The 21,094-nt window shown below is 30.5% G+C and carries 23 protein-coding genes; 10 read left to right on the top strand and 13 right to left on the bottom strand.

What is annotated here, in order from left to right:
• The first annotated feature begins 1 nt into the window (after position 1).
• A complete protein-coding gene (locus AC5SLZ_RS02340; protein WP_028037099.1) occupies positions 2-682 on the top strand; it encodes a uracil-DNA glycosylase in 681 nt (226 codons plus the stop codon).
• Here AC5SLZ_RS02340 and AC5SLZ_RS02335 read toward each other — a convergent pair.
• Entirely contained in the window at positions 672-1,094 is a 423-nt protein-coding gene (locus AC5SLZ_RS02335; RefSeq protein ID WP_028037100.1) for a YbgC/FadM family acyl-CoA thioesterase, read from the bottom strand. The genes AC5SLZ_RS02340 and AC5SLZ_RS02335 overlap by 11 nt on opposite strands.
• A 58-nt stretch (positions 1,095-1,152) precedes the next feature.
• Between AC5SLZ_RS02335 and AC5SLZ_RS02330 the strand changes: the two genes are divergently transcribed.
• Positions 1,153-1,293: a hypothetical protein gene (locus AC5SLZ_RS02330; protein ID WP_028037101.1), complete on the top strand. Its 141-nt coding sequence runs from the start codon at positions 1,153-1,155 to the stop codon at positions 1,291-1,293.
• On the opposite strand, the gene AC5SLZ_RS02325 is transcribed toward AC5SLZ_RS02330, so the two are convergent.
• From AC5SLZ_RS02325 to AC5SLZ_RS02315, 3 genes are read right to left on the bottom strand one after another with little or no spacing between them, the layout of a single operon-like run.
• Entirely contained in the window at positions 1,294-1,944 is a 651-nt protein-coding gene (locus AC5SLZ_RS02325; protein WP_028037102.1) for a DUF3047 domain-containing protein, read from the bottom strand. It lies immediately after the preceding gene.
• Positions 1,945-1,951: 7 nt separating this feature from the next.
• Positions 1,952-2,698, bottom strand: coding sequence for an SDR family oxidoreductase (locus tag AC5SLZ_RS02320; RefSeq protein ID WP_028037103.1), 747 nt, complete (start codon positions 2,696-2,698; stop codon positions 1,952-1,954).
• A 5-nt stretch (positions 2,699-2,703) separates the two neighbouring features.
• Positions 2,704-4,161: a cytosine permease gene (locus AC5SLZ_RS02315; RefSeq protein WP_028037104.1), complete on the bottom strand. Its 1,458-nt coding sequence runs from the start codon at positions 4,159-4,161 to the stop codon at positions 2,704-2,706.
• Positions 4,162-4,238: 77 nt separating this feature from the next.
• On the opposite strand from AC5SLZ_RS02315, the gene AC5SLZ_RS02310 reads away from it, so the two are divergent.
• A complete protein-coding gene (locus AC5SLZ_RS02310; RefSeq protein WP_494615998.1) occupies positions 4,239-5,120 on the top strand; it encodes a DMT family transporter in 882 nt (293 codons plus the stop codon).
• Between the two features lie 4 nt (positions 5,121-5,124).
• Here AC5SLZ_RS02310 and AC5SLZ_RS02305 read toward each other — a convergent pair whose 3' ends face one another.
• From AC5SLZ_RS02305 to AC5SLZ_RS02280, 6 genes are all read right to left on the bottom strand, one after another.
• Positions 5,125-6,456 (bottom strand): TRAP transporter large permease subunit, encoded by a 1,332-nt coding sequence (locus AC5SLZ_RS02305; RefSeq protein ID WP_028037106.1) that lies wholly within the window; start codon positions 6,454-6,456, stop codon positions 5,125-5,127.
• Positions 6,456-7,112, bottom strand: coding sequence for a TRAP transporter small permease subunit (locus tag AC5SLZ_RS02300; RefSeq protein WP_028037107.1), 657 nt, complete (start codon positions 7,110-7,112; stop codon positions 6,456-6,458). Before AC5SLZ_RS02300 ends, AC5SLZ_RS02305 begins: the two co-directional genes overlap by 1 nt.
• An 80-nt stretch (positions 7,113-7,192) precedes the next feature.
• Positions 7,193-8,281 (bottom strand): TRAP transporter substrate-binding protein, encoded by a 1,089-nt coding sequence (locus AC5SLZ_RS02295; RefSeq protein ID WP_494615996.1) that lies wholly within the window; start codon positions 8,279-8,281, stop codon positions 7,193-7,195.
• 164 nt (positions 8,282-8,445) lie between these two features.
• Complete coding sequence (gene mmsB, locus AC5SLZ_RS02290; RefSeq protein WP_494615995.1) at positions 8,446-9,372, bottom strand: 3-hydroxyisobutyrate dehydrogenase; 927 nt, start codon at positions 9,370-9,372, stop codon at positions 8,446-8,448.
• The gene (locus AC5SLZ_RS02285) at positions 9,365-10,885 is read right to left on the bottom strand and encodes an aldehyde dehydrogenase family protein (RefSeq protein ID WP_028037110.1); all 1,521 of its coding nucleotides are present in this window, start codon (positions 10,883-10,885) and stop codon (positions 9,365-9,367) included. Before AC5SLZ_RS02285 ends, mmsB begins: the two co-directional genes overlap by 8 nt.
• On the bottom strand, positions 10,886-11,662 hold the full coding sequence (locus AC5SLZ_RS02280) for an SDR family NAD(P)-dependent oxidoreductase (protein ID WP_494615994.1): 777 nt from the start codon (positions 11,660-11,662) through the stop codon (positions 10,886-10,888).
• A 138-nt stretch (positions 11,663-11,800) separates the two neighbouring features.
• Here AC5SLZ_RS02280 and AC5SLZ_RS02275 point away from each other — a divergent pair, with 138 nt between their 5' ends.
• Positions 11,801-12,223 carry a winged helix-turn-helix transcriptional regulator gene (locus AC5SLZ_RS02275; protein WP_028037112.1) on the top strand — a complete coding sequence of 141 codons (423 nt, stop codon included), beginning with the start codon at positions 11,801-11,803 and terminating at the stop codon, positions 12,221-12,223.
• A 1-nt stretch (position 12,224) separates the two neighbouring features.
• Here AC5SLZ_RS02275 and AC5SLZ_RS02270 read toward each other — a convergent pair whose 3' ends face one another.
• From AC5SLZ_RS02270 to AC5SLZ_RS02260, 3 genes are read right to left on the bottom strand one after another with little or no spacing between them, the layout of a single operon-like run.
• Positions 12,225-12,971: an FKBP-type peptidyl-prolyl cis-trans isomerase gene (locus AC5SLZ_RS02270; protein WP_494615993.1), complete on the bottom strand. Its 747-nt coding sequence runs from the start codon at positions 12,969-12,971 to the stop codon at positions 12,225-12,227.
• Between the two features lie 2 nt (positions 12,972-12,973).
• Positions 12,974-14,569 carry a flavin-containing monooxygenase gene (locus AC5SLZ_RS02265; protein WP_028037114.1) on the bottom strand — a complete coding sequence of 532 codons (1,596 nt, stop codon included), beginning with the start codon at positions 14,567-14,569 and terminating at the stop codon, positions 12,974-12,976.
• A gap of 5 nt (positions 14,570-14,574) precedes the next feature.
• Positions 14,575-15,336 carry a phytanoyl-CoA dioxygenase family protein gene (locus AC5SLZ_RS02260; protein ID WP_494615991.1) on the bottom strand — a complete coding sequence of 254 codons (762 nt, stop codon included), beginning with the start codon at positions 15,334-15,336 and terminating at the stop codon, positions 14,575-14,577.
• A 79-nt stretch (positions 15,337-15,415) separates the two neighbouring features.
• Here AC5SLZ_RS02260 and AC5SLZ_RS02255 point away from each other — a divergent pair, with 79 nt between their 5' ends.
• Genes AC5SLZ_RS02255 through AC5SLZ_RS02230 form a run of 6 tightly spaced genes read left to right on the top strand, consistent with a single transcriptional unit; the run spans position 15,416 to position 21,088 of the window.
• On the top strand, positions 15,416-17,011 hold the full coding sequence (locus AC5SLZ_RS02255; RefSeq protein ID WP_028037115.1) for a GMC family oxidoreductase N-terminal domain-containing protein: 1,596 nt from the start codon (positions 15,416-15,418) through the stop codon (positions 17,009-17,011).
• The gene (locus AC5SLZ_RS02250; RefSeq protein ID WP_494615990.1) at positions 17,012-17,605 is read left to right on the top strand and encodes a TerC family protein; all 594 of its coding nucleotides are present in this window, start codon (positions 17,012-17,014) and stop codon (positions 17,603-17,605) included. It abuts the gene before it with no gap.
• On the top strand, positions 17,605-18,363 hold the full coding sequence (locus AC5SLZ_RS02245) for an SDR family oxidoreductase (protein ID WP_028037117.1): 759 nt from the start codon (positions 17,605-17,607) through the stop codon (positions 18,361-18,363). The genes AC5SLZ_RS02250 and AC5SLZ_RS02245 overlap by 1 nt, the downstream gene beginning before the upstream one ends.
• On the top strand, positions 18,348-19,151 hold the full coding sequence (locus tag AC5SLZ_RS02240; RefSeq protein ID WP_494615989.1) for a M23 family metallopeptidase: 804 nt from the start codon (positions 18,348-18,350) through the stop codon (positions 19,149-19,151). Before AC5SLZ_RS02245 ends, AC5SLZ_RS02240 begins: the two co-directional genes overlap by 16 nt.
• A gap of 9 nt (positions 19,152-19,160) precedes the next feature.
• A complete protein-coding gene (locus AC5SLZ_RS02235) occupies positions 19,161-19,937 on the top strand; it encodes a fumarylacetoacetate hydrolase (protein WP_028037119.1) in 777 nt (258 codons plus the stop codon).
• On the top strand, positions 19,937-21,088 hold the full coding sequence (locus AC5SLZ_RS02230; RefSeq protein WP_494615988.1) for a M24 family metallopeptidase: 1,152 nt from the start codon (positions 19,937-19,939) through the stop codon (positions 21,086-21,088). Before AC5SLZ_RS02235 ends, AC5SLZ_RS02230 begins: the two co-directional genes overlap by 1 nt.
• The last annotated feature ends 6 nt before the right edge of the window (positions 21,089-21,094 follow it).

Raw genomic sequence — 21,094 nt, 5'->3', positions numbered from 1 at the left:
AATGAATATTAAATTTAAAAATCTTAATAAAACAATTATTAAATGTCAAAAATGTCCAAGATTAGTAAAATTTATAAAAAAAATTGCTACTAAAAAGAGAAAGCAAAACATAAACGAAGTTTATTGGGGTAAACCTGTGACTGGATTTGGAGACACTAATGCAAAAATTTTGATATTAGGTCTGGCCCCTGCAGCACATGGAGGAACTAGAACGGGAAGAGCCTTTACAGGTGATAAATCTGGGGAATTTTTATTTAAATGTTTACATAGAGCAAAAATTTCAAATCAACCTACTTCAGAAAATTTAAATGATGGTCTGAAACTTAGTTCAACTTATATCACCAATATTCTAAAATGTGTTCCCCCGGGAGATAAACCTTTAAACAAAGAGCTTCTTAATTGTTCTAAATATTTTGATTTTGAGGCTTCTAATTTGAAACAATTAAAGATTATCATTACTTTAGGTAAGGTGGCTTTTGATAATTGTATAAAATTTTATAAGAGAAAGCATAAGATAGATAAAAAATTTCATTTCAAACATGGAAAATCTTATATTATGCCAGATAATTTGATTATAATGCCCTCTTACCATCCAAGTCCTCGGAATGTAAATACAAAATTGATATCTCAAGAAATGATGATTAATTTATTCAAAAAAGCAAAAAAAATATCTACAGTTTAATAGTGTCACAGAAATAGGGTTTAAAATTATCAAAAATTATTTTTGGAACTTTGACTGGTTTACTTTTTTCATTTACAAAAACTAAATGAACTTGTGCTTCTACAATAATAGTTTCGCCCTTAGTTATAATTTGATTCATAAAAAAGGATGTTTTGGTAACTGATTTTACAAAAGATCTAATTTTTAATTCATCTTCTAGATGAGCTGACTTTTTGTATTCTATATTGCATGATTTAACTATAATAAGGGCACCAAATTTTTCTTTAATTTGTATGTTGCTTAATCCAATAGTTGTTAAGGCTTCGGTTCTAGCTCTCTCTAAATACTTAAGATAATTTGCATAATAAACAACACCTCCAGCGTCAGTGTCTTCATAATAAACTTTTACATTATGATAAAAATTTTCATGCATAATAATATTATATCAAATTATAGAATATTTTTATACAAACTAAGGTATAAATTTAATAATGAAAATTTATATTATTTGGTTAATTGGGGTTGTGCTTTGGAACTTTGGTTTTCCTAATGCATTACCTATTGCAGATGTAATAATTGCAATTCTTTTATCTTTTTTAAGTATTGGTTTAAAAAAATACTTAAAACTCTAACTATTCGGTCGAAAAATAAATATTTTGAAAGTAAGTTATAGTTTTCATTTTTGAATTATCAGTATCAGACATAATCGCTACTCCATCCAATTCATTTACATCTAAATTATGAAATTTCTTAAAATCTTCTTTAACATTGGCTTTTACACTAACCCATTTGTTTAAATTATTCTTAGTACTAGATAAAACATTGTCGATAGATTTTTTTGTATATGGGCTAGGTGAGTTAAATCCAACAACATTATTGCTTGAAAAAACGTAATTAATTGCCCTATTTGATAATGGAGTTGCTCCTGTTTTTTTTATTACAAAAACACGGGCAGCAAAATCGTGACCTTTTTTAGTATTTTCTAAAATACCCGGTAAATCTTTTTCAACTTTCCATGTAATATTAATAAAAGGTGTCTTATTTAAATCAATTTTAACTTCTTTTCCAAGACCAGAAGCTGCATTATCTGCTATAGCCTTTAAATAATTACCATTTTCATTAGACGCTACCGAGTAACTTGTTTTATTTTCAGCTCCTCTTACTTTTTTAACTTTTAATTCTAAAAGTTCCATCTCAGTAAATTCAAATACATTTATTATGTCTGCTTGGCTTGGACTAACAATAAATAAAATTGAAATTAATAAACTTACTAAAATTTTCATATTAAATTTAATAAGTGGATCTGCCACCACTTATGTCAAAAACAGCTGCTGTTGAAAAAGTATTCTCTTCTGATGAAAGCCAACAAATTAATGACGTAAACTCATGTATCTCTAAAAATCTTCCTCTTGGTACTTTTGAAAGCATTCTTTGAACATGTTCTTTACTCATTTGATCTAAAATTCTAGTTTTTGCACCAGCAGGCGTTACCGCATTTACAGCTATATTTTTGTCAGCCAACTCTTTACCAAGCGATTTTGTAAGTCCAATAGCTCCTGCCTTTCCTGAGCTGTAGGCGCTTGCATTAGCGTTTCCATCTTTGCCAGCAACAGAAGCTACATTTATTATTCTACCATAATTATTCTTGATCATATTTGGAACAATTGCACGACAACAATTAAAAGTACCAATCAAATTAATTTGCACAATTTTATTCCACATCTCAACATCATATTCCCATAATGGCGCTGTAGGACCTGTTATCCCCGCATTATTTATCAAGATATCTATTTTATTTTTTGATGTTATTTCTGAAACAGCTTTTTCTATTTGAGAGTAATTTGAAACATCAATAACGTTATAATTAAGATTTGAATTGTTCACTTCAGCGGCTGCAGACTTAAGTAATTCTTCGTCTATATCCCAAATAATAACTTTTGCCCCAGATTCTAAAAATCTTTTAGCAATATCAAGACCAAAGCCCTGCCCTCCACCTGTAATTACAGCAGTTCTGTTTTTGAAATCATATTTGTGCATAAAGATTATTTCTTAGTTAACAGATAATAAGTTATTAATGAGATAATTGCACCTATTATCCAAGCAAAAGATTGTAAAAACATTAAGTTAGGATTCCAAATTGAAGAAGCAGAGAAAATAAAACCTATTAACATGGAGTAAAGACCTTTTATGTGCCATCCTTTAGAAAAATAATAAATGCTCTTTGCCTCTGTTGAGTAGATATCTTTGTTGCTAATGGATTTTGAATTAATCAAATAATAATCAGCAATCATAACACCAAATAGTGGGCCAAAAAATGAACTAAGAGTATCAACAAATGATAAAACACCAATTTGACTTAATACAGTCAGCCAAAAAATACCCACAAGAAAACTTGCAATTAATATTAAGTAGCTTGCACTTTTTAAATTTAGTGAGTTAGGCAAAAAATTTATAAGTGAATATTGAGAAGGAATAAAATTAGCAACTAAATTGGTTGACGCTGATGAAATAATTATGAAAAAAATAGCAATTACTGTAATGGATGTATTATCAAATTTACCGACTATATCAGTTGGATTTGTTAAAATTGAACTCAAATCAAGAAATCTCAAATTCAAAAATACATCTGACCCAATAACTATAAAAACAGAAAAAAAAGAAAAAATGATTAAATTGGCAATTAAACTTAAATTACCTTTTTTAAGTTCACTTTCATTTTTAACATATCTAGAAAAATCACCAAACGAAACAATTATGATTGAAAAATATGTAAAAATTGCTCCTGCTACTGATAATAGGGCAAAAATATTTTCACTATATAGAAGATTTTTATAATCTAATAATTCAACGAATGCTTGTGAGGTAAGTTTTACATCACTTAATAATACTCCAAAGAAAAATATTATCATTCCTAAGTAAACTGTAATAGCTGAATAATTAATCAATCTTTTATTAAAATTTATACCAACACTAAACATTAAAGTTTGAAATATGATAACAGCACTAAATGAAACCCAATCAATAAAATCAATACCAATTAAAAAAAAAGAAAAAATATCTTTACTTAATAAAGAGCTATCAATCGTAAAAATTAAAATTCTTATTAAATAACCAAAAGCTTTTGATATGATATATGTTTGAACACCAAACATAAAAATACCAACTAAAGCTCTTAATAAACCTAAATATTTAGCTCCATTAAAACCCAATGAAGAACGCAGCAACACCGCAAATGGTAAGCCGAATTTCTGAGATGGTTTACCAATTAAATTAGAAAAAATATAAACTAGAAATGATCCTAAAATGGTTCCAAAAAACACTACAAATGTATTTAAATCATACACAATATATAATGATGCAATCAAAGAAAAAGCAATAATACTTTGGATGTTTACACCCCAAAAACAAAACAAATCTTTCCAATTCCAAGTTTTGTAATTAGGGTTAACTGTAATTAAATCCCAATTAGAAAGTGAATATTTAACTTTAAGCTGATTCATTATTGAATAATAAACTAATTAACTATGATAGAATATCTTTTTATTAAATATTTATAAAATTTCATATGATTAATTTATTGAAAAAAAATAGTGGTTATTTTGCAATGCTACTAGCTGTAATTGGATTTGGTGCTGGACCACCATTTGTAACTTTAGCACTTAAAGAATTCTATATCTTTGACTTATTAGCAGTAAGGTTTTTTATTGCTTTTTTATTAATGGTTATCTTTTGTTTTTTAATGAGGGTTGATGTCTCAATAAAACAAGTTGGATTAAAACCTTTTTTAATGGGATTATTAAATCCATTTTTAGTTACTTTATCTTTTCATGTTGGGCTATTATTAACAAGTCCAGTTAATGGGGTTGCCATAATAAGCACCTTGCCTCTTATACAGCCGTTTGTAGCAAGAATATTTTTAAAAGAACAAATTGAGATTAAGGTTATAATTGGTGCATTTATTACAGTAATAGGAACTTATCTCTTACTTACTAGCCAATCAAAATCAGGTTCTGGAAACTATTTAGGTGATTTAATAATTTTTTTAGGAATTTTATGTGCTTCCACCAATGAAGTGATTGGAAGACGTTTCATGCAAACAAACGTTAATCAATTATCAGTTAATACTTTTCAATATTTTACAGGTTTTGTCCTATCATTTTTAATACTATTTATTATTTGGCCAAACTCCAGTTTTGAGTACACTTATCATCTTAAATTTACACCCTCAGTAATGGCTGCCTTAACCTTGTCCTTTATCACTTTTGCCTCTTATTTATTTTATAATTATGCTTTAAGAAGAGTTCCAATTGGTAGAATTAGTTTAATGTACCCACTCACTGGGCCTATAGGTGCAACTTCTGCTTGGATAGTAATTGATGCTGAAATTACCTTAAAGATTTTTATATCATTGGGGATAATCTTGTTAGGAACTGTTACACCTTATATTAACAAAAAATAAAAGATTAAGGTGATGGATACATCACACTTGGAAGCCAAAGAGCAATTTGAGGAAATATAATAATTAAAATTAATCCAATAACCTGAATTACCATAAACTGCATCATACCAAGATAAATATCTTTTAGATCCCATTGAGGAACAACACCTTTTAAAAAGTATGCAGACAAAGCAACAGGTGGTGAAAGCCATGCGGTCTGGAGATTAACAGCAACTAAAATTGCAAACCAAGTTAAATTAAATCCAAGTTCTTGAACTAAAGGTAAAAGGATTGGAAGAACAATTAAAACTATCGGAACCCATTCTAAAGGCCAACCTAGTAAAAAAATTACTGCCATCATAATAGCTAAAATCCAATATTTATTTATTTCCAGTCCAAGCAAATAATCCGTAAGTAAAGATGGTGTTCCAAGTTTTGAAAAAACTGCTCCAAAGAAATTTGATGCTGCAACCAAAAACATAATTAAAGCAGTAATTTCTAATGTTTTAATCATTGCCTCTTTTAAACCTTTGTATGTAAATTTTTTATATGCAACAGCCAATAAAATAGAGCCAAAAGCACCCATACCAGCACCCTCTGTAGGTGTTGCTAAACCAAATAAAATACTACCTAATGCAAAAAATACTAATGCTGCAGGTGGGACCAATCCCATAAAAAATTCATACCAAACTTTTCCCATGTTTTTTGGTCTTTCACTTGCAGGTAAAACAGGTCCAAGTTTAGGGTTTAAATAACATCTTAATGTTGTGTAGCCAGCATATAAAGATGCTAACATTATTCCTGGAATAATTGCTGCTGCAAACAAATCAGTAACTGGAATTTCAAGTACAGGACCCATTACAACTAACATGATGCTTGGAGGGATAAGTATTCCTAAAGTACCACCAGCACAAATTAATCCCGCTGATAGTCTTGTATCATAACCAGATCTAATCATTGTTTTACCAGCCATAATTCCTAAAATTGTAACTGAAGCTCCAACAATACCAGTTGCTGCTGCAAAGATTGTTGATACAAACATTACGGCATAAAATAATGCACCTCTTGTCTTTGAAAGCATTAACTGGACAGAATTAAACAATCTCTCCATTAAACCTGCAGACTCCATTAATATACCCATGAATATAAAGAGTGGGACAGCCACCAGAGTACTTTCGGTCATAATCATGTTGAATTGAAGTGTCATTAGGTAAAAAACTAATTTACCAAAACCCCAATAACCAAAAACAAGGCCTAAAAATATTAATGTGAATGAAATTGGAAAACCGATAAAAATTGCAAATAACATGCAACCAATCATTATAGCTCCAATTAATTCAGGACTGAAAAAATCCATTATGGCCATCTACCTTTCACAAAAGCGTAATAACTTTTTAAAACTTCTGAAAAACCTTGAACTAACAGCAAAAATGCACCTATAGGCATGCAACTTTTTAAAGGCCACATTATTGGCATCCAAGTTGTATCCATTGCTCTTTGAATTCTTACTTTGCCACCTATGCACTCCATTAAATCAGATCTTCCACAAATTGACGTGTAAGCGTAATCAAAACTAACCCAAAAAAATACAAGAAAACCAGGAAAGAAAAATAGTAGGTATAAAAATAAGTCTACTTTAGCTTGATTTCTAATTTTCCAATTTCTATATAAAAAATCAGCTCTAATGTGTATTCCTTTAGATAAAGTGTAAGCAGCTCCTAGCATAAAAAATGCACCAGCTGACATTCTAGTTACATCATAAACCCATAAAGTTGGTCTATTAAAAAAATGTCTTCCTATAACTTCATAAACCATTGAAAAAATTAAAGGGACACAAATCCAGCAAACAATTTTGCCTGTTAAAAGCATTTTTGCATCAATAAATTCTATTGTTTTTGCCATCCAAGGAACCATGTCCTTTGGCATTTTTAAACTTGTTCTTCTTTCAGCTATCAGCTCATCTGTTATATCTAAAGTTTCTTTTACTTTAGGGGCTGATTTTTTTTTGACCATAAGAAGGTTTTTAATTTTAGATTGAATTAGATATTAATAAAAAGTGGGGATAAGTCTATCCCCACTTTTAAATTTATAACTTACTGTTGCTTAGCAAAAGCAGTTCCAATTGATGCATCAGATGTTTCCATTTGTGCAATAAAAGGTACTACGATTTTTGCATGAGCAGTCATGTGGTCATATACTTTTTTGAAAAATTCATTTTCCGCAGCATTCTTCTTAATAGTAGCTTGTGCAGCATTCATGTACTCTGTGAAATAATCAGCAGGAGTATCATGAAGTATAACACCATGATTTTCAGTTAAATCGATAAGCGCTTTACCGTTTTCAACAGCTCTGTTTGTAATGTTTCTAGTGATCATCGCTTCAGATGCAACTTCCATTGCATATTTTTGATGGTCAGTTAGAGACTTATAAACATCACCGTTAATGTAAATGTCACCATTTACAACGTTTTGGTGTAAACCTTGTAGGTAATAGTTTTTCAAAACTTTTTGGAAACCAAATACAGAGTCAGGCTTTGGACAACACCACTCAGCAGCATCGATAGTTCCTTTTTCAAGAGCTGGTAAAATATCTCCACCACCCATTGAAACAGAAGCTACACCAATATCTTTGTAAGTTTGGCCAGGAATTCCCGGAGGAGTTCTGAATCTATATTTTCTAAAGTCAGCCATGCTATTAATTGGCTCTTTAAACCAACCTAAAGCTTCAGGACCAGAAGATGCCATTACAAAACCTTTAACATTCATCCCCATTTCATCCCATAATTGGTCGTAAAGTTCCATACCACCATTATCGAAATACCATGCTAACCAAGATTTAGTACTTAAACCAATACCACCACCTGCAACTGGCGAACCAAATAACATTGCAGCTGGGTGATAATTAGACCAGTAGTGAGTCCAAGCAGCACCACCATCAACAAGACCTTTGTCAACAGCTTCTAAAGTTTCTTTTAAACCAACAACTTCACCTTTTGATAAAAGTTCAAATTTTAACTCACCTCGAGTTAATTTTGTTACTCTGTCAGTCCACATCTTAACGATTTGTCCGTCGTAAGAAGTTTTTGGAAAAGTAAGTTGGATTTTTAATGTTTTAGCAGAAGCAGATCCAATTAGAGATACTGCAAATACTAAAGCTAAAATCATTGAAGTGATTTTTTTCATTATATTTCCCTCTCGTTAATTTATTAAGTCTTAATAAGAGTTGAAATTAACCTTATATTTACCCAAATGTAAAACTTTTTATTCCTTTTTTTTTATTTTTTACAATTAAAGATGTATTTACTAACTATAGTATTGTTTTAATACTATTCTTATTTAGATTTGTTTTAATCTTTACCTTTTGGATCAAACGGATAATCCCAAGCATCACCACCAATCATTTTAGAAATACCAGAATAATCTGTCTCACTATCACCATCTTCACAAAACTTAGAAAAAATATCTAAAGCTGCTTTACCAAGTGGTGTGGATGCATCTACAGATTTTGCAGCATCTCTTGCTAAATTTAAATCTTTTTTCATCATAGCAGCTGTAAAACCTGGTCGATATTTATTGTTTGATGGAACTCCTTCCGTAAGATTTGGTAATGGTGTATAATTAGTCATAGCCCAATTATTTCCTGATGCTTCTTTGATAATAGAATGAACTTTTTTTACATCCATTTTTAATCTTTGAGCTAACATTAAAGCTTCAGCAGAAGCTATCATCGAAATTCCTAAAGACATATTGTTACAAATTTTAACACCCACTCCACTTCCTTGAGCGCCAGCATGTAAAATTTTTTGTCCCATTATATCAAACAGTGGTTTGGCTAAAGCCACCGCTTCATCAGTTCCACCTACTAAAAAATTTAATTTTCCAATTCTTGCGCCCATTACACCTCCTGTGACAGGAGCATCAATCATATTAATTCCAATTTTTTTTGCTTCACTACCAAGAGCTAATGATGTTTCAATATCAATAGTTGAGCAATCGATTATCAAACAATCTTTTGGAATTTTTTTTAATATTCCATTATCTCCTAAATAAAGTGAACGAACATGTTTGCCCTCTGGCAACATAGAAATCACTGTAGTAGCACCTTCAAGTAACTCTTCCATAGAACTAATTACATTTAAACCCGACTGTTTTGCTATTTCAATTACATCTAGGGAAACATCAAAAACTTTTACATTTTGACCAGCCTTAACTAATTGGTTAGCCATGGGATTTCCCATGTTACCTACTCCGATAAAAGCAATATGATTAGACATCTATACTCGATTTCCCTCTATTAATTAATACTGTTTTACTTTGTGTAAAATGATTAATCATGCTGTCAAAAGCATACTCTTTACCAAGTCCGCTCATCTTTATTCCACCATAAGAAACATTTGCTCTAGGAGCAACACATTGATTAACTTGAACAAAACCTGCTTCTATTTCATCAACAAATTGTAAAGCTCTTGATAAATCTTTAGTCCATAAAACTGCTGATAAACCAAATTGTGTGTCATTTGCACTTTTCATAACTTCATCAAAGCTTTTAAAAGGTATGGCGCAAGCAACAGGACCAAAAACTTCTTCTTGGCAAACAGGAGAGCTTACTGGTAATCCTGAAAGTAAAGTTGGCTCATAATAAAAACCATCTTTGTACTCTCCACCTTTTGATTGATTTCCTCCATGTAAAATTTTTGTTGAAGAATTTTTTTTTGCAATATCCATATAATACAAAGTTCTTTCAAGCTGTTCTTCTGAAATAATTGCTCCAATATCTGAAGTGTTGTCTAAAGCATTTCCCATTTTAAGTTTACTTAATTTATCAACAACTCCATCTAAAACTTTGTCATAAATTTTTTCATGAATATAAACTCTAGATCCTGCGGTGCACGCTTGACCTTGTCTAGTGTATCTCATTCCATCTATTACTCCTGGAATTGCAATCTCTAGATCTGCATCACTCATAATTATATTTGGATTTTTTCCACCTAACTCTAAAGTAACGGGACATAATTTAGGTGCCGCTTTAGAGGCTATAATTTTTCCAACAGAAAAAGATCCTGTAAATGTTACTTTTCTAACTTTTTCATGTGCAATTAAAGGTTCACCACACTCTTCACCATAACCAGATATTACATTTAAAACACCAGGAGGTAATTCTTGTTGAAGAATTTCACAAACTAATAATGCACAAAATGGAGCTTGTTCAGCAGTTTTTAAAACAACAGTATTGCCTGCAACTATTGCAGGTGCAATTTTTGCAACAGTTAAAAATAATGGAGCGTTCCAAGGAATTATTGCACAAACAACACCGATAGGGTCTTTAGTTGTATAGTGTATTGTATTAGGAATATTAGGTGGATAGTTTTCTCCTTTTATTTCCCCAGCAAGACCAGCAAACATATGAGTCAATTCAATTGAAGCAGCTGTCTCAGGTTTTGCCTGAGTTCTAAGAGCATTACCAGTATCTAAAGCTAATAAAGTTTCTATCTCATCTCTTCTATCTTCAAGTTTTCTTGCTGCAGCAGTCATCATTTTCCCACGTTCACGTGCAGGAATTTTTTTCCATTTATGAAAAGCAGTTTCGGCTGAACCCACAGCAGTATCAACATCGTGTGCATCACATTGAGGAGCTTCACCAATTTTTTCTCCTGTACTTGGATTAACTACTTTAATTTTATTTGAAGATTTTGCAGAAATTAATTTTCCATCAATTAAAATTTTGTTTGATAATCTTTTTGCATTTCCTAAAGCTAAATCTAAGTTTTTTTTAAAATCATCACTCATTTAATTTTCCAACTCACCTTTTCTAGTTTTGGCAGCTAACCAGCCACCATCTATTTTTATCTCTGATCCATTAATAAAATCTGAGTCATCACTTGATAAAAATACCGCTGCACCAGATATATCAGAAGGCACTCCCCATCGTCCAACAATAGTTTCTTTACCCCACGCCTCACCATGCACTGGATCTTCAGCAAATTTTTGATTAAAAGGGGTTGAAATCAAACCTGGACAAATAGTATTAACGTTTATATTTTTTCCAGTTAAATCTACAGCCAAAGCTCTGGTTAAACCTAGAACACCTGTCTTAGCAGCTACATATGCAACTCTATCAGGCCTACCCATAAAACTTGCAATAGAACCAAAATTAACAATCTTGCCTTTGCCATTTTTAATCATGTGAGGGATTACAGCCTTACAACAAAGATATGGCCCAGTTAGATTTACAGAAAGCATTTCATCCCACTGTTTTTTTGTATGATCTAATATATTGTTAATATGTCTTATACCTGCGTTGTTAATTAAAATATCTATTTTACTAAATTTTTTGACAGCTTCATCAGCCATATTATTTGCACTTAATTCATCTGCAACATTAGTGTCCACTACAACTGCATCACCCCCATTTTCTATAATTTTTTTTTGGGTATGTTTTCCACTTTCAATATCCATTTCAGCAATAACAATCTTCGCTCCTTCTTTTGCTAATCTTAAACAAATTTCTGCACCAATACCTTTCCCTCCACCAGTAACTATGGCAACTTTATTTTCTAATTTCATTTGTATATTTTCTTTCAGAGTTGAATAAAAATTTAATTTCTAAGATATAATATTATTTCTTAATTTTATCCAAGCAATTAATCTTAATTAAAAAACTATTTGGTCAATTCTAGAGACTAGTATATAAAGAATACCTTAATGAAATATTCTCCTGTAGCTAATGCTCTAAAATTAATTGGTGGTAAATGGAAAATAATGATCTTAGATAGTTTACTATCTAAGCATATGCGTTTTGGACAATTGAAAAGATCCTTAAATGGAATAACATCTCAAATGCTATCTAAGCAATTAAAAGATATGGAGAAAGATAAACTTTTAATTAAAAAAATTTCTAAAGTAGAAACTCTTAACACTGAATATTCTTTAACTGAATTTGGTAAATCTACTGTTCCAATAGTTAAATCATTAATTAAATGGGGAACTTTTAATAAAAAGAAAATAACCAAAGTTATAAATAATGATGTAGCGCTGTCAGAATCTTCTTTTTTACAAGAAAGAGTTATAGATTTATTTCATGATGAAATTAGATTAAAAAATCTTCAAAGAAAAAAACAAATATAAATTAATTATCTTTTTTATGGGAAACTAATTTTCTATCTTCCTTTAACCATTGAAGAATTCCACCTTTGAGAACTGAAACATTTTTAAAACCAAGATCTTCTGCAAAGGCGTTACCAAGTATTGCTGCAGTCTCTCCATCATGACTAATAAAGATAATTTCAATATTTTGAGATTCTTCAGCTGCAAGGGCTCTTACTTTATCCATTAAGTATACGTTGAATTTTCCATCTTTATTAAAAGCTGTTTCCTGAAAAGTTCCTTTTATAACACCATTTTCCCATTGGTTTTCTAATCTAATGTCTAAAGCAACTGCATTATCGTTTATTCTTGTTATCAATTCATCAGAATTAATCATTTTATAATGTGGATCTAACACATCAATAATTTCAAACTCAAATATTAAATCAGTGTTAGGTGGTATAACGTCTCCACCACCTTTTTCTCCATAAGCTAGTTCAGCTGGAATTTTAATTTTTCTTTTAGTTCCTTTGGTAGTTCCAATTATTCCCTGTTCAAAACCAGGAATTACCTCCTTCATTCCCATTTGAACAACTAGCGGTCTATCTTTGCCTATATTGGTGTCAAAAACTTCTCCATTTTCAAACGATCCCGTATATTCAATTTGTACCCACGAATGGTAAATTATTTTTTTTCCATCTCCAGGTTTATCAGAAATGATTTCAATTTCAGCAGCTGTTAATTTGAAACAAATTAATAAACTTATTATTAATAAAAAGTATTTTTTCATGCTTATTTAATTAAGAATTCTTTATATTGATTTTTTTCAACTTTATTACATATATTTCTATATCTAGGCAACCCACCAGGATAAGGAATAAAGACTTTTGGCTTTCCAGGTATATTATCTCCTTTGTACCAAGAACTTTTAGCTTTCATAAAAAGTGACGCATCTGCAAGTTTCTTAATTTCATTACTCCAATTCTTTGCAGAACTTAAAGAAGCTTCAATAGATCTTTTTTTATTTAACTCAATAAAACTTATACAGTGAGTGATCCATTCAACATGTTGTTCTATTTGAACAGGTACATTCGTAAGTACTGATGGGCTACCCGGCCCCTGAATAATAAATAAATTTGGGAATTTAGGTATCATTAGGCCAAGATATGATTTTGGTATTTTACTCCAATAATCTTTAAGTTTAATTTGTTTTTTTCCAACCAAATTTAAAGATAAAAGTGGGCCTGTTAGAGCGTCATAACCTGTTGCAAAAATAATTTTATCAAAATTAAAATCCTTATTTTTTGTTTTAATTCCTTTTTTTGTAATTTTGATAATTGGATTTGTTTTTAAGTCAACAAGCTGAACATTTTTTTTGTTAAAAGTTTCATAATAATTTGTATTTAGTGTGGGACGCTTTGACGTAAATGGATGATCAAAGTTTGTTAGAATTTTTGCTATCTTTTTATCTTTAACAATCTTTAATATTTTTTCTTTAATAAAGTTAGATGCTTTTTGGTTTGCTTTAAGATTTTTAGTTATGTCACCAAAACATGCTCTAAAGGCCAAACTGCCTTTAAGCCAAGCTTTTTCAAAAATTTTGTCTCTTTCAATTTTGCTAAAATCAAAAACTGATCTATTAGGAAAACTGAATGTATGTCCACCAGGTGTTTTTTTTATTAGTTTTTTTATTTTTTCATAATTTTTTAGATAGTTATTAATTATTTCTTTAGTTAATTTTTTATTTCTTGCAGGAATACTGTAATTTGGGGTTCTTTGAAAAATAACTAATTTTTTTACAACTTTTGCAATTTCAGGTGCCACCTGTATTCCACTCGATCCAGTTCCTATTTGTGCAATAACTTGATCCTTTAAATTTACTTTTTTTTTAGGCCATCTTCCCGTGTGATAATATTTTCCCTTATACGTATTTAATCCTTTAATTTTCGGTATATTGGCTGCTGATAAAGAGCCCACAGCACAAATAAGGTATTTACAGAATAATACTTTTTTTTTATTTGTTTTTATTTGCCATAAATTTTTTCTTTCTAAATATTTTGCTGAAATAATTTTATGATTAAATAAAATATTTTTTCTTAAATTTAATTTTTTTTCCACATAATTTAAATATTTAAGAATTTTAGATTGTTTTGGATATTTTTCATTCCATGTCCAGTTTTTATAAATGTTTTCTGAAAACGTATAACCGTACGTATGACTTTCTGAGTCACATCGCGCACCTGGGTAAGTATTCCAGTACCATGTTCCTCCTAAATCTGAACCTTCTTCAATAACAAGTGTTTTTAAATTTAAATCATCCCTGCATCTGTGAAGCTGATAAAGACCAGAAAATCCAGCACCAATAATTATTGTATCAAAGTGAGTCAATTAACTTATTTGGTATGATTTTGGTAAATCTTATTAGAGGATTTATCCACTCCACTAATTAAATGTAATTGTCTCTGAAGCGAATAACCAATTTTATCTTCAATAACTTTGGCCCCAGCATGATCATAAAATGATGATGCTGGCATATATCTATAAGTAAGGCCTGCTCTTCTTTTTCCAGAATTATTTGCTCTAGATCCATGAAACAAATAAACATCATGCATTGAAAACATTCCTGGTTTTAGAATTACAGATTTAGCCTGATCTTTAATTTCATCTATATTTTTTAGTGTTTGATTTAGGGTAACATTAGTAGAATCTAGTGTGTTGTGCTCAGCAAGTTTTTTATCTAAATGAGAACCAGGTATATATTGTAATGGACCATTTTCTTCTGTCACTTCATCAATTGATAACCACACTGTAACTGATTCAAGTGGTTTAATTGGCCAATACTCGCCATCCTGATGCCAAGGTGTTTCTTTTCCATTTTTTTCTTTTTTACAAAACAATGAGGATCCCCAAAGTATAATATCTTCGCCTATTAATTGTTTAACTTCACTTACAATTTCTGGGTACATTGCAAATTTTAGAAAATCACTATCTCTTTCATATAACCCAGATACAAATTCTGTATTTTCGTCTTTATGCTCTTCTAAATATTTTTCCAAAGCTTTATTCAATTCTTTGATCTTGTCCTCTGAGAGACATGTTGAGCTTTTAGTAAGACCTTCAGTTTTATAAGTTGCAATTTGACTATCAGAAAGCATTTAAATTCGTAACATGACTAAATATATATTTCTACTTATTATTAGATTATTAATTAAATTTAATTTATATAATTAATTAATGGAAACTTTTGACTATATTATTCTTGGAGCGGGCTCTGCCGGATGTGTCCTAGCTAACAGATTATCTGAAAATCCAAGTAATAAAGTTTTATTAGTTGAGGCTGGTGGTAAAGATAATTATCCATGGATTCATATTCCTGTTGGCTACTTTAAAACTATGCACAACCCTGATGTTGATTGGTGTTACAAAACTGAGCCAGACGAAAGTATGAACAATATTTCTATTAGATATCCAAGAGGAAAAACATTAGGTGGAAGCTCCTCTATTAATGGACTTTTATATGTAAGAGGACAAAATAGAGATTATGATGTTTGGAGACAGTTAGGAAATGCTGGTTGGAGTTGGGATGATGTATTGCCCTATTTTATAAAAGCTGAAAATCAAGAAAGAGGTAAAAGTGAATTTCATGGAGTTGGTGGCCCCCTATCTGTATCTGATCAAAGAATTCAGCTACCATTATTAAATGAGTTTCAAAATGCAGCTGAAGAGTTTGGTATACCAAAAACTAAGGATTTTAATACTGGGGACAATCATGGTTGTGGTTATTTTCAAGTCACAGAAAAAGATGGTTTTAGATGTAGTACTTCAGTTGGGTATTTAAACCCAATTAAACATAGAAACAATTTAAAGATAATTACTAAAGCTCATGTTAAAAAGATTAATTTTGAAAACAAAACTGCAAAAGAAGTTGAGTATTGGCAAGATAATGAATTAAAAAAAGTTCAAGCAAATAAAGAAATAATTTTGTCCTCAGGAGCAATAGGCTCTCCTCAAATACTACAGGTGTCTGGAATTGGTAATTCAGATAAATTAAAGAACTTAGGTATTGATATGGTGCATGAACTAAAAGGAGTTGGTGAAAATTTACAGGACCATTTGATGTTTAGGCCAATTTACAAAATTCATGGAATAAAATCACTAAATAAGAAAATTAATAGTTTATTCGGAAATTTAATGATTGGGCTAGAATATATTTTTAAAAGAAGTGGCCCTATGACTATGGGTGCAAGTCAGTTATGTATGTTTGCAAAAAGTGATCCTTCTTTAGAGCTTCCTGATTTACAATGGCATGTTCAGCCAATGAGTATGGATACCTTGGCTGCTACTAAAAACCATGACTTTCACGCGTTTACTCCAACTGTATCAAATGTAAGGCCTTCAAGCAGAGGTTACGTTAGCATAGTAGACCAAGATTCAAGAACTTACGCAAAAATTAAACAAAACTATCTTTCTACTGATCACGATAGGATGGTTGCAGCGAGAGGATTGAAATTAACTAGAAAAATTATTTTAGAATCTGAAACTTTTAAAAAATATATGCCAGAAGAATATAGACCTGGAATAAATATTAATGATGATGAGGAGTTAGTTAAAGAAGCATCAAATTATGCTCAAACTATTTTTCACCCTGTCGGTACTTGTAAAATGGGACAAGATGATATGGCTGTAGTTGATGAAAAATTAAGAGTTAAAGGAATAAATAATCTTAGAGTAATCGATGCATCGATAATGCCTAACATAACCTCTGGTAACACTAATGCACCAACAATAATGATTGCAGAAAAAGGTGCAGATATGATACTAGAGCACTAAATGTTTGCAGAATTATTTACACCAGAGCAATTAACAATTTTAGGTCAAATCATTTTTATTGATTTAGTTTTAGCTGGAGACAATGCAATTATTATTGGAATGGTTGCATCAAAGTTTCCTGTTGAACAAAGAAAAAAAGTAATTTTTTGGGGTATTGGTGGTGCTGTTATTTTAAGAATTATCTTAACAATGCTAACCGCTTATTTATTACAGATAACAGGCCTAAGGTTAGTTGGTGGATTATTGCTTCTTTATATAGTTTACAAACTATATACAGACGTAATTAAAGGTCAGTCAGATGAAGAGGATGTAAAAGTAGATAATTCAAGTTTCATGAAAGCTATATGGACAGTTTTATTAGCTGATTTTACAATGAGTTTAGATAACGTGCTTGGTGTAGCAGGAGCTGCAGGAGATCATTACGTATTATTAATTTTTGGATTAGCTTTATCAATTATATTAATGGCTACAGCAGCCAATTTAATTTCTGGTTGGATTAAAAAATTTAAATGGATAGCGTGGGCAGGATTACTAGCAATATTAGTTGTTGCAGTAGAGTTGATTTATACAGATATTAAAATAATATTTCTATAATGTATTTACAAAAAATTAATTTAAAGAACAAATATGCTTTAGTTACTGGTGCAGGTAAAGGATTGGGTAAAGCTTGTTCTATTGCTTTAGCAGAAGCTGGAGCTACAGTTATTGCTCTTAGTAGAACTCCCTCTGATCTTGATAAATTAGAAAAACAAATCAAAAAAATTAAAGGAAAAGTTATCAAAGTTCCTTGCGATGTAATGGACTATGAGGATTTGAAAAAGAAGATTGATAAGATTAAAATTATAGATGTATTGGTAAATAATGCAGGTACAAATATTCCAGAACCTTTTGAGAAAATTAAACAAAAAAGTATGAACTACTTAGTTGATCTTAATCTCAAGGCTGCTTTTAACGTTGCTCAACTTGTTGTTAAAAAAATGTTAAAAAATAAGAAAAGACCAGGTTCAATAATTAATATGTCTTCACAGTTAGGTCATGTTGGAATGAGTGGTAGAAACGTATATAATATGACCAAATTTGGTATAGAGGGCTTAACAAAAGGTATGGGTGTTGAGTTAGCAAAAAATGATATTAGAGTGAATACGGTAGCACCAACATTTGTTGCAACACCAATGGTCTTAAACTTCTTTAAAAATAAAAAATTTAAGAAATTAGCTTTAGGCAATATACCTATGGGAAAATTAGCAACAGAAAGTGATATAGCAACCACTGTTTGCTTCTTAGCTTCTTCAGCTTCCTCAATGATCACAGGTACATCAATAGTAATAGATGGCGGATGGACAGCTCAATAATTTATAGATTTTTCTTAGTATTATTTATTTTTACAACATCACAAGTAAACGCAATTGAGTTTCAGGGAAAATTTATACAAGGTCATTTCATATTAGGAAAAACTAATCCTGATGCAAAAGTTTTGGTTGGTAAAAAAAAGGTAAAAGTATCTCAAGATGGTTTTTTTGTTTTTGGAATTGATAGAGATAGAAAATTTGACCTAACTTTTACTAAAATTGAAGATAATAAAAAAACAAAAATTATTAAAAAAGTTTTAAAAAGAAAATACAATATTCAAAGAATTGACGGGCTTGCAGAAAGTAAAGTTACGCCACCAGAGTCAGTTTATAAAAGAATTAAAAAAGAAAATAATGCAATTGGTGAAGCTAGAGCTATCAATTCTGATCTAATATTTTTTAAAGAAAAGTTTATTATGCCAGTAGAAGGTATTATTAGTGGTGTCTACGGTAGTCAAAGAATATTAAACGGTAAACCTAGATGGCCACATTATGGTATTGATATTGCAGCAAAACAAGGAACAATGATCTTATCTTCTGGAACAGGAGTGGTAACAATGGCTGAGGATGATTTGTATTATACTGGTGGAACAATTATAATGGATCATGGCCATGGAATTTCGACAATATATTCTCACCTTGAAAATATTTTGGTATCAGTTGGCGACCAAATAAATCAAGGTGATGTAATTGGGACTGTTGGATCAACAGGAAGATCGACTGGTCCGCATTTAGATTTTAGAATTAATTGGTTTCAAACAAGACTTGATCCTATGACTGTATTAAAATAATAAAGTTATATGAAAAAAACATTAAAAGATAAACTTTCAGATAAATTAGTTAACGCTTTTCTAAAAAATAAAATTATCACAGCTATACCTAAAAAATTCACAAAAAAATTAACAGATGCAGATAAATTTAGAAAATTATGCGAAAGTAAAATCAAAGAACCGATAATTGGGTATAAAGCTGGTGGAACAGGTATTCCTTTATTAAAAAAATTAAAAGAAAAAGAACCTTTTTATGCATCAGTATATAAGAGAAATTTTTTAAACAATGGTAAGCGTGTTAAGATAAATAAATCAACTTTAGGAATTGAACTTGAGGTTTGTTATCTAATAAAAAAATCTTTTTTTTCTTCAAAAGGTTTAATTACAAGCAAAAACGTTACTAAATTTATTTCTCATATGGCTCCATGTATAGAAGTTGTTGGTTATAGACAAAAAAGAAAAGGTATTACTTCTTTTGGGGATCTTAGTAGTGATTTTGGGGGAAATGTTAAGTTTTTGATTGGACAAAAGAAAAAATATAAAAAGATTAATATTGGAAATTTGAAAGCTAATATTTCAAACAAAAAAGTTAAACAAAGTGTCAATGGAAATACAAATGCTGTTTACATTAACCCTCTTAATTCTCTAAGATTTGTTTTAAACAAAGTTAAAAAAGACAAAGTTAACTTAGGTAAAAATTTTTATGTTTTTACAGGTTCAACGGTAGGTGTGGTTCCTATTCTTGGTAAAGGTTTATACACTGGTAAAATTGATAAATTAGGTTCAGTAAAAGCAATTATTTCTTAATGGCGCTTCATTTCAGCAAAGAGGAGTTTTCTAAAAGAAAACAAGATGTTTTAAAATCCATGAAAGAACAGAATTTAGATGCTCTTTTAATGTTTAGACAAGAGTCAATGTATTGGCTAACAGGATACGATACATTTGGATATGTTTTTTTTCAAACTTTGGTCTTAGATCAAAAAGGAAATGTTATTTTGTTAACTCGAGCACCTGACTTAAGACAAGCTCAAAATACATCGAATATTCAAGATATAAGAATTTGGGTTGATAAAGATGGAATAAATCCAACAGATGATCTTAAAGTAATTCTTGAGGAACTTGATCTAAAAAATAAAAATATTGGTATCGAATATGAGGCTTATGGAATGACAGGTCGTAATGCTTTAAGATTAAATAAATCATTAGAAAATTATTGTAAAGTTGAAGATCAATCAGAGTTGATAACAAAATTAAGAGTTGTTAAATCTAATGAAGAATTAGTTTATGTAAGACAAGCAGCTGAGCTTGCAGATAGAGCTTTAGATGAAGCATGGAAATACACAAAAGCAGGTGTTAATGAAGCAAAAATTTTAGCTGAAATGCAAAGAGCAGTCCTTGAAGGTGGTGGTGATTATCCTGCTAATGAGTATATTATTGGCTCGGGAGATAATGCTCTACTCTGTAGATATCAGGCTGAAAAAAGAAACTTATCAGATACAGATCAACTAAGTCTAGAATGGGCTGGTACTTTTAAACATTATCACTCTGCAATGTTTAGAACTATCCCTGTTGGAAAAGCTGATCCCAAACATATTAAAATGCATGAAGCTTGTGTTGATGCATTAACAAATTGTGTAAAAACTTTAGTCCCTGGAAAAACTGCAGGAGAGGTTTTTGATGCTCATGCAACAACTTTTGATAATTTAGGATTTAATAAAGCAAGAATGAATGCTTGTGGGTATTCATTAGGATCGACTTTTTCACCTAATTGGATGGACTGGCCAATGCTATACACTGGTAATCCTTATGTAATAACTCCTGGTAATGTCTTCTTCATGCACATGATATTAATGGATTCAGACAGTAATTTAGCCATGAATTTAGGAGAAACCTATCTTGTGACAGAGAATGGCAACGAAAGATTAGGTAAGCAGAAATTAGATTTAGTGGTCCTATAGTTTCCA

The organism is Candidatus Pelagibacter sp. PS_06 (genome assembly GCF_059418045.1).
The sequence above is the reverse complement of the archived record's forward strand: the minus strand, read 5'-3'. Positions and strand labels throughout refer to the sequence as shown.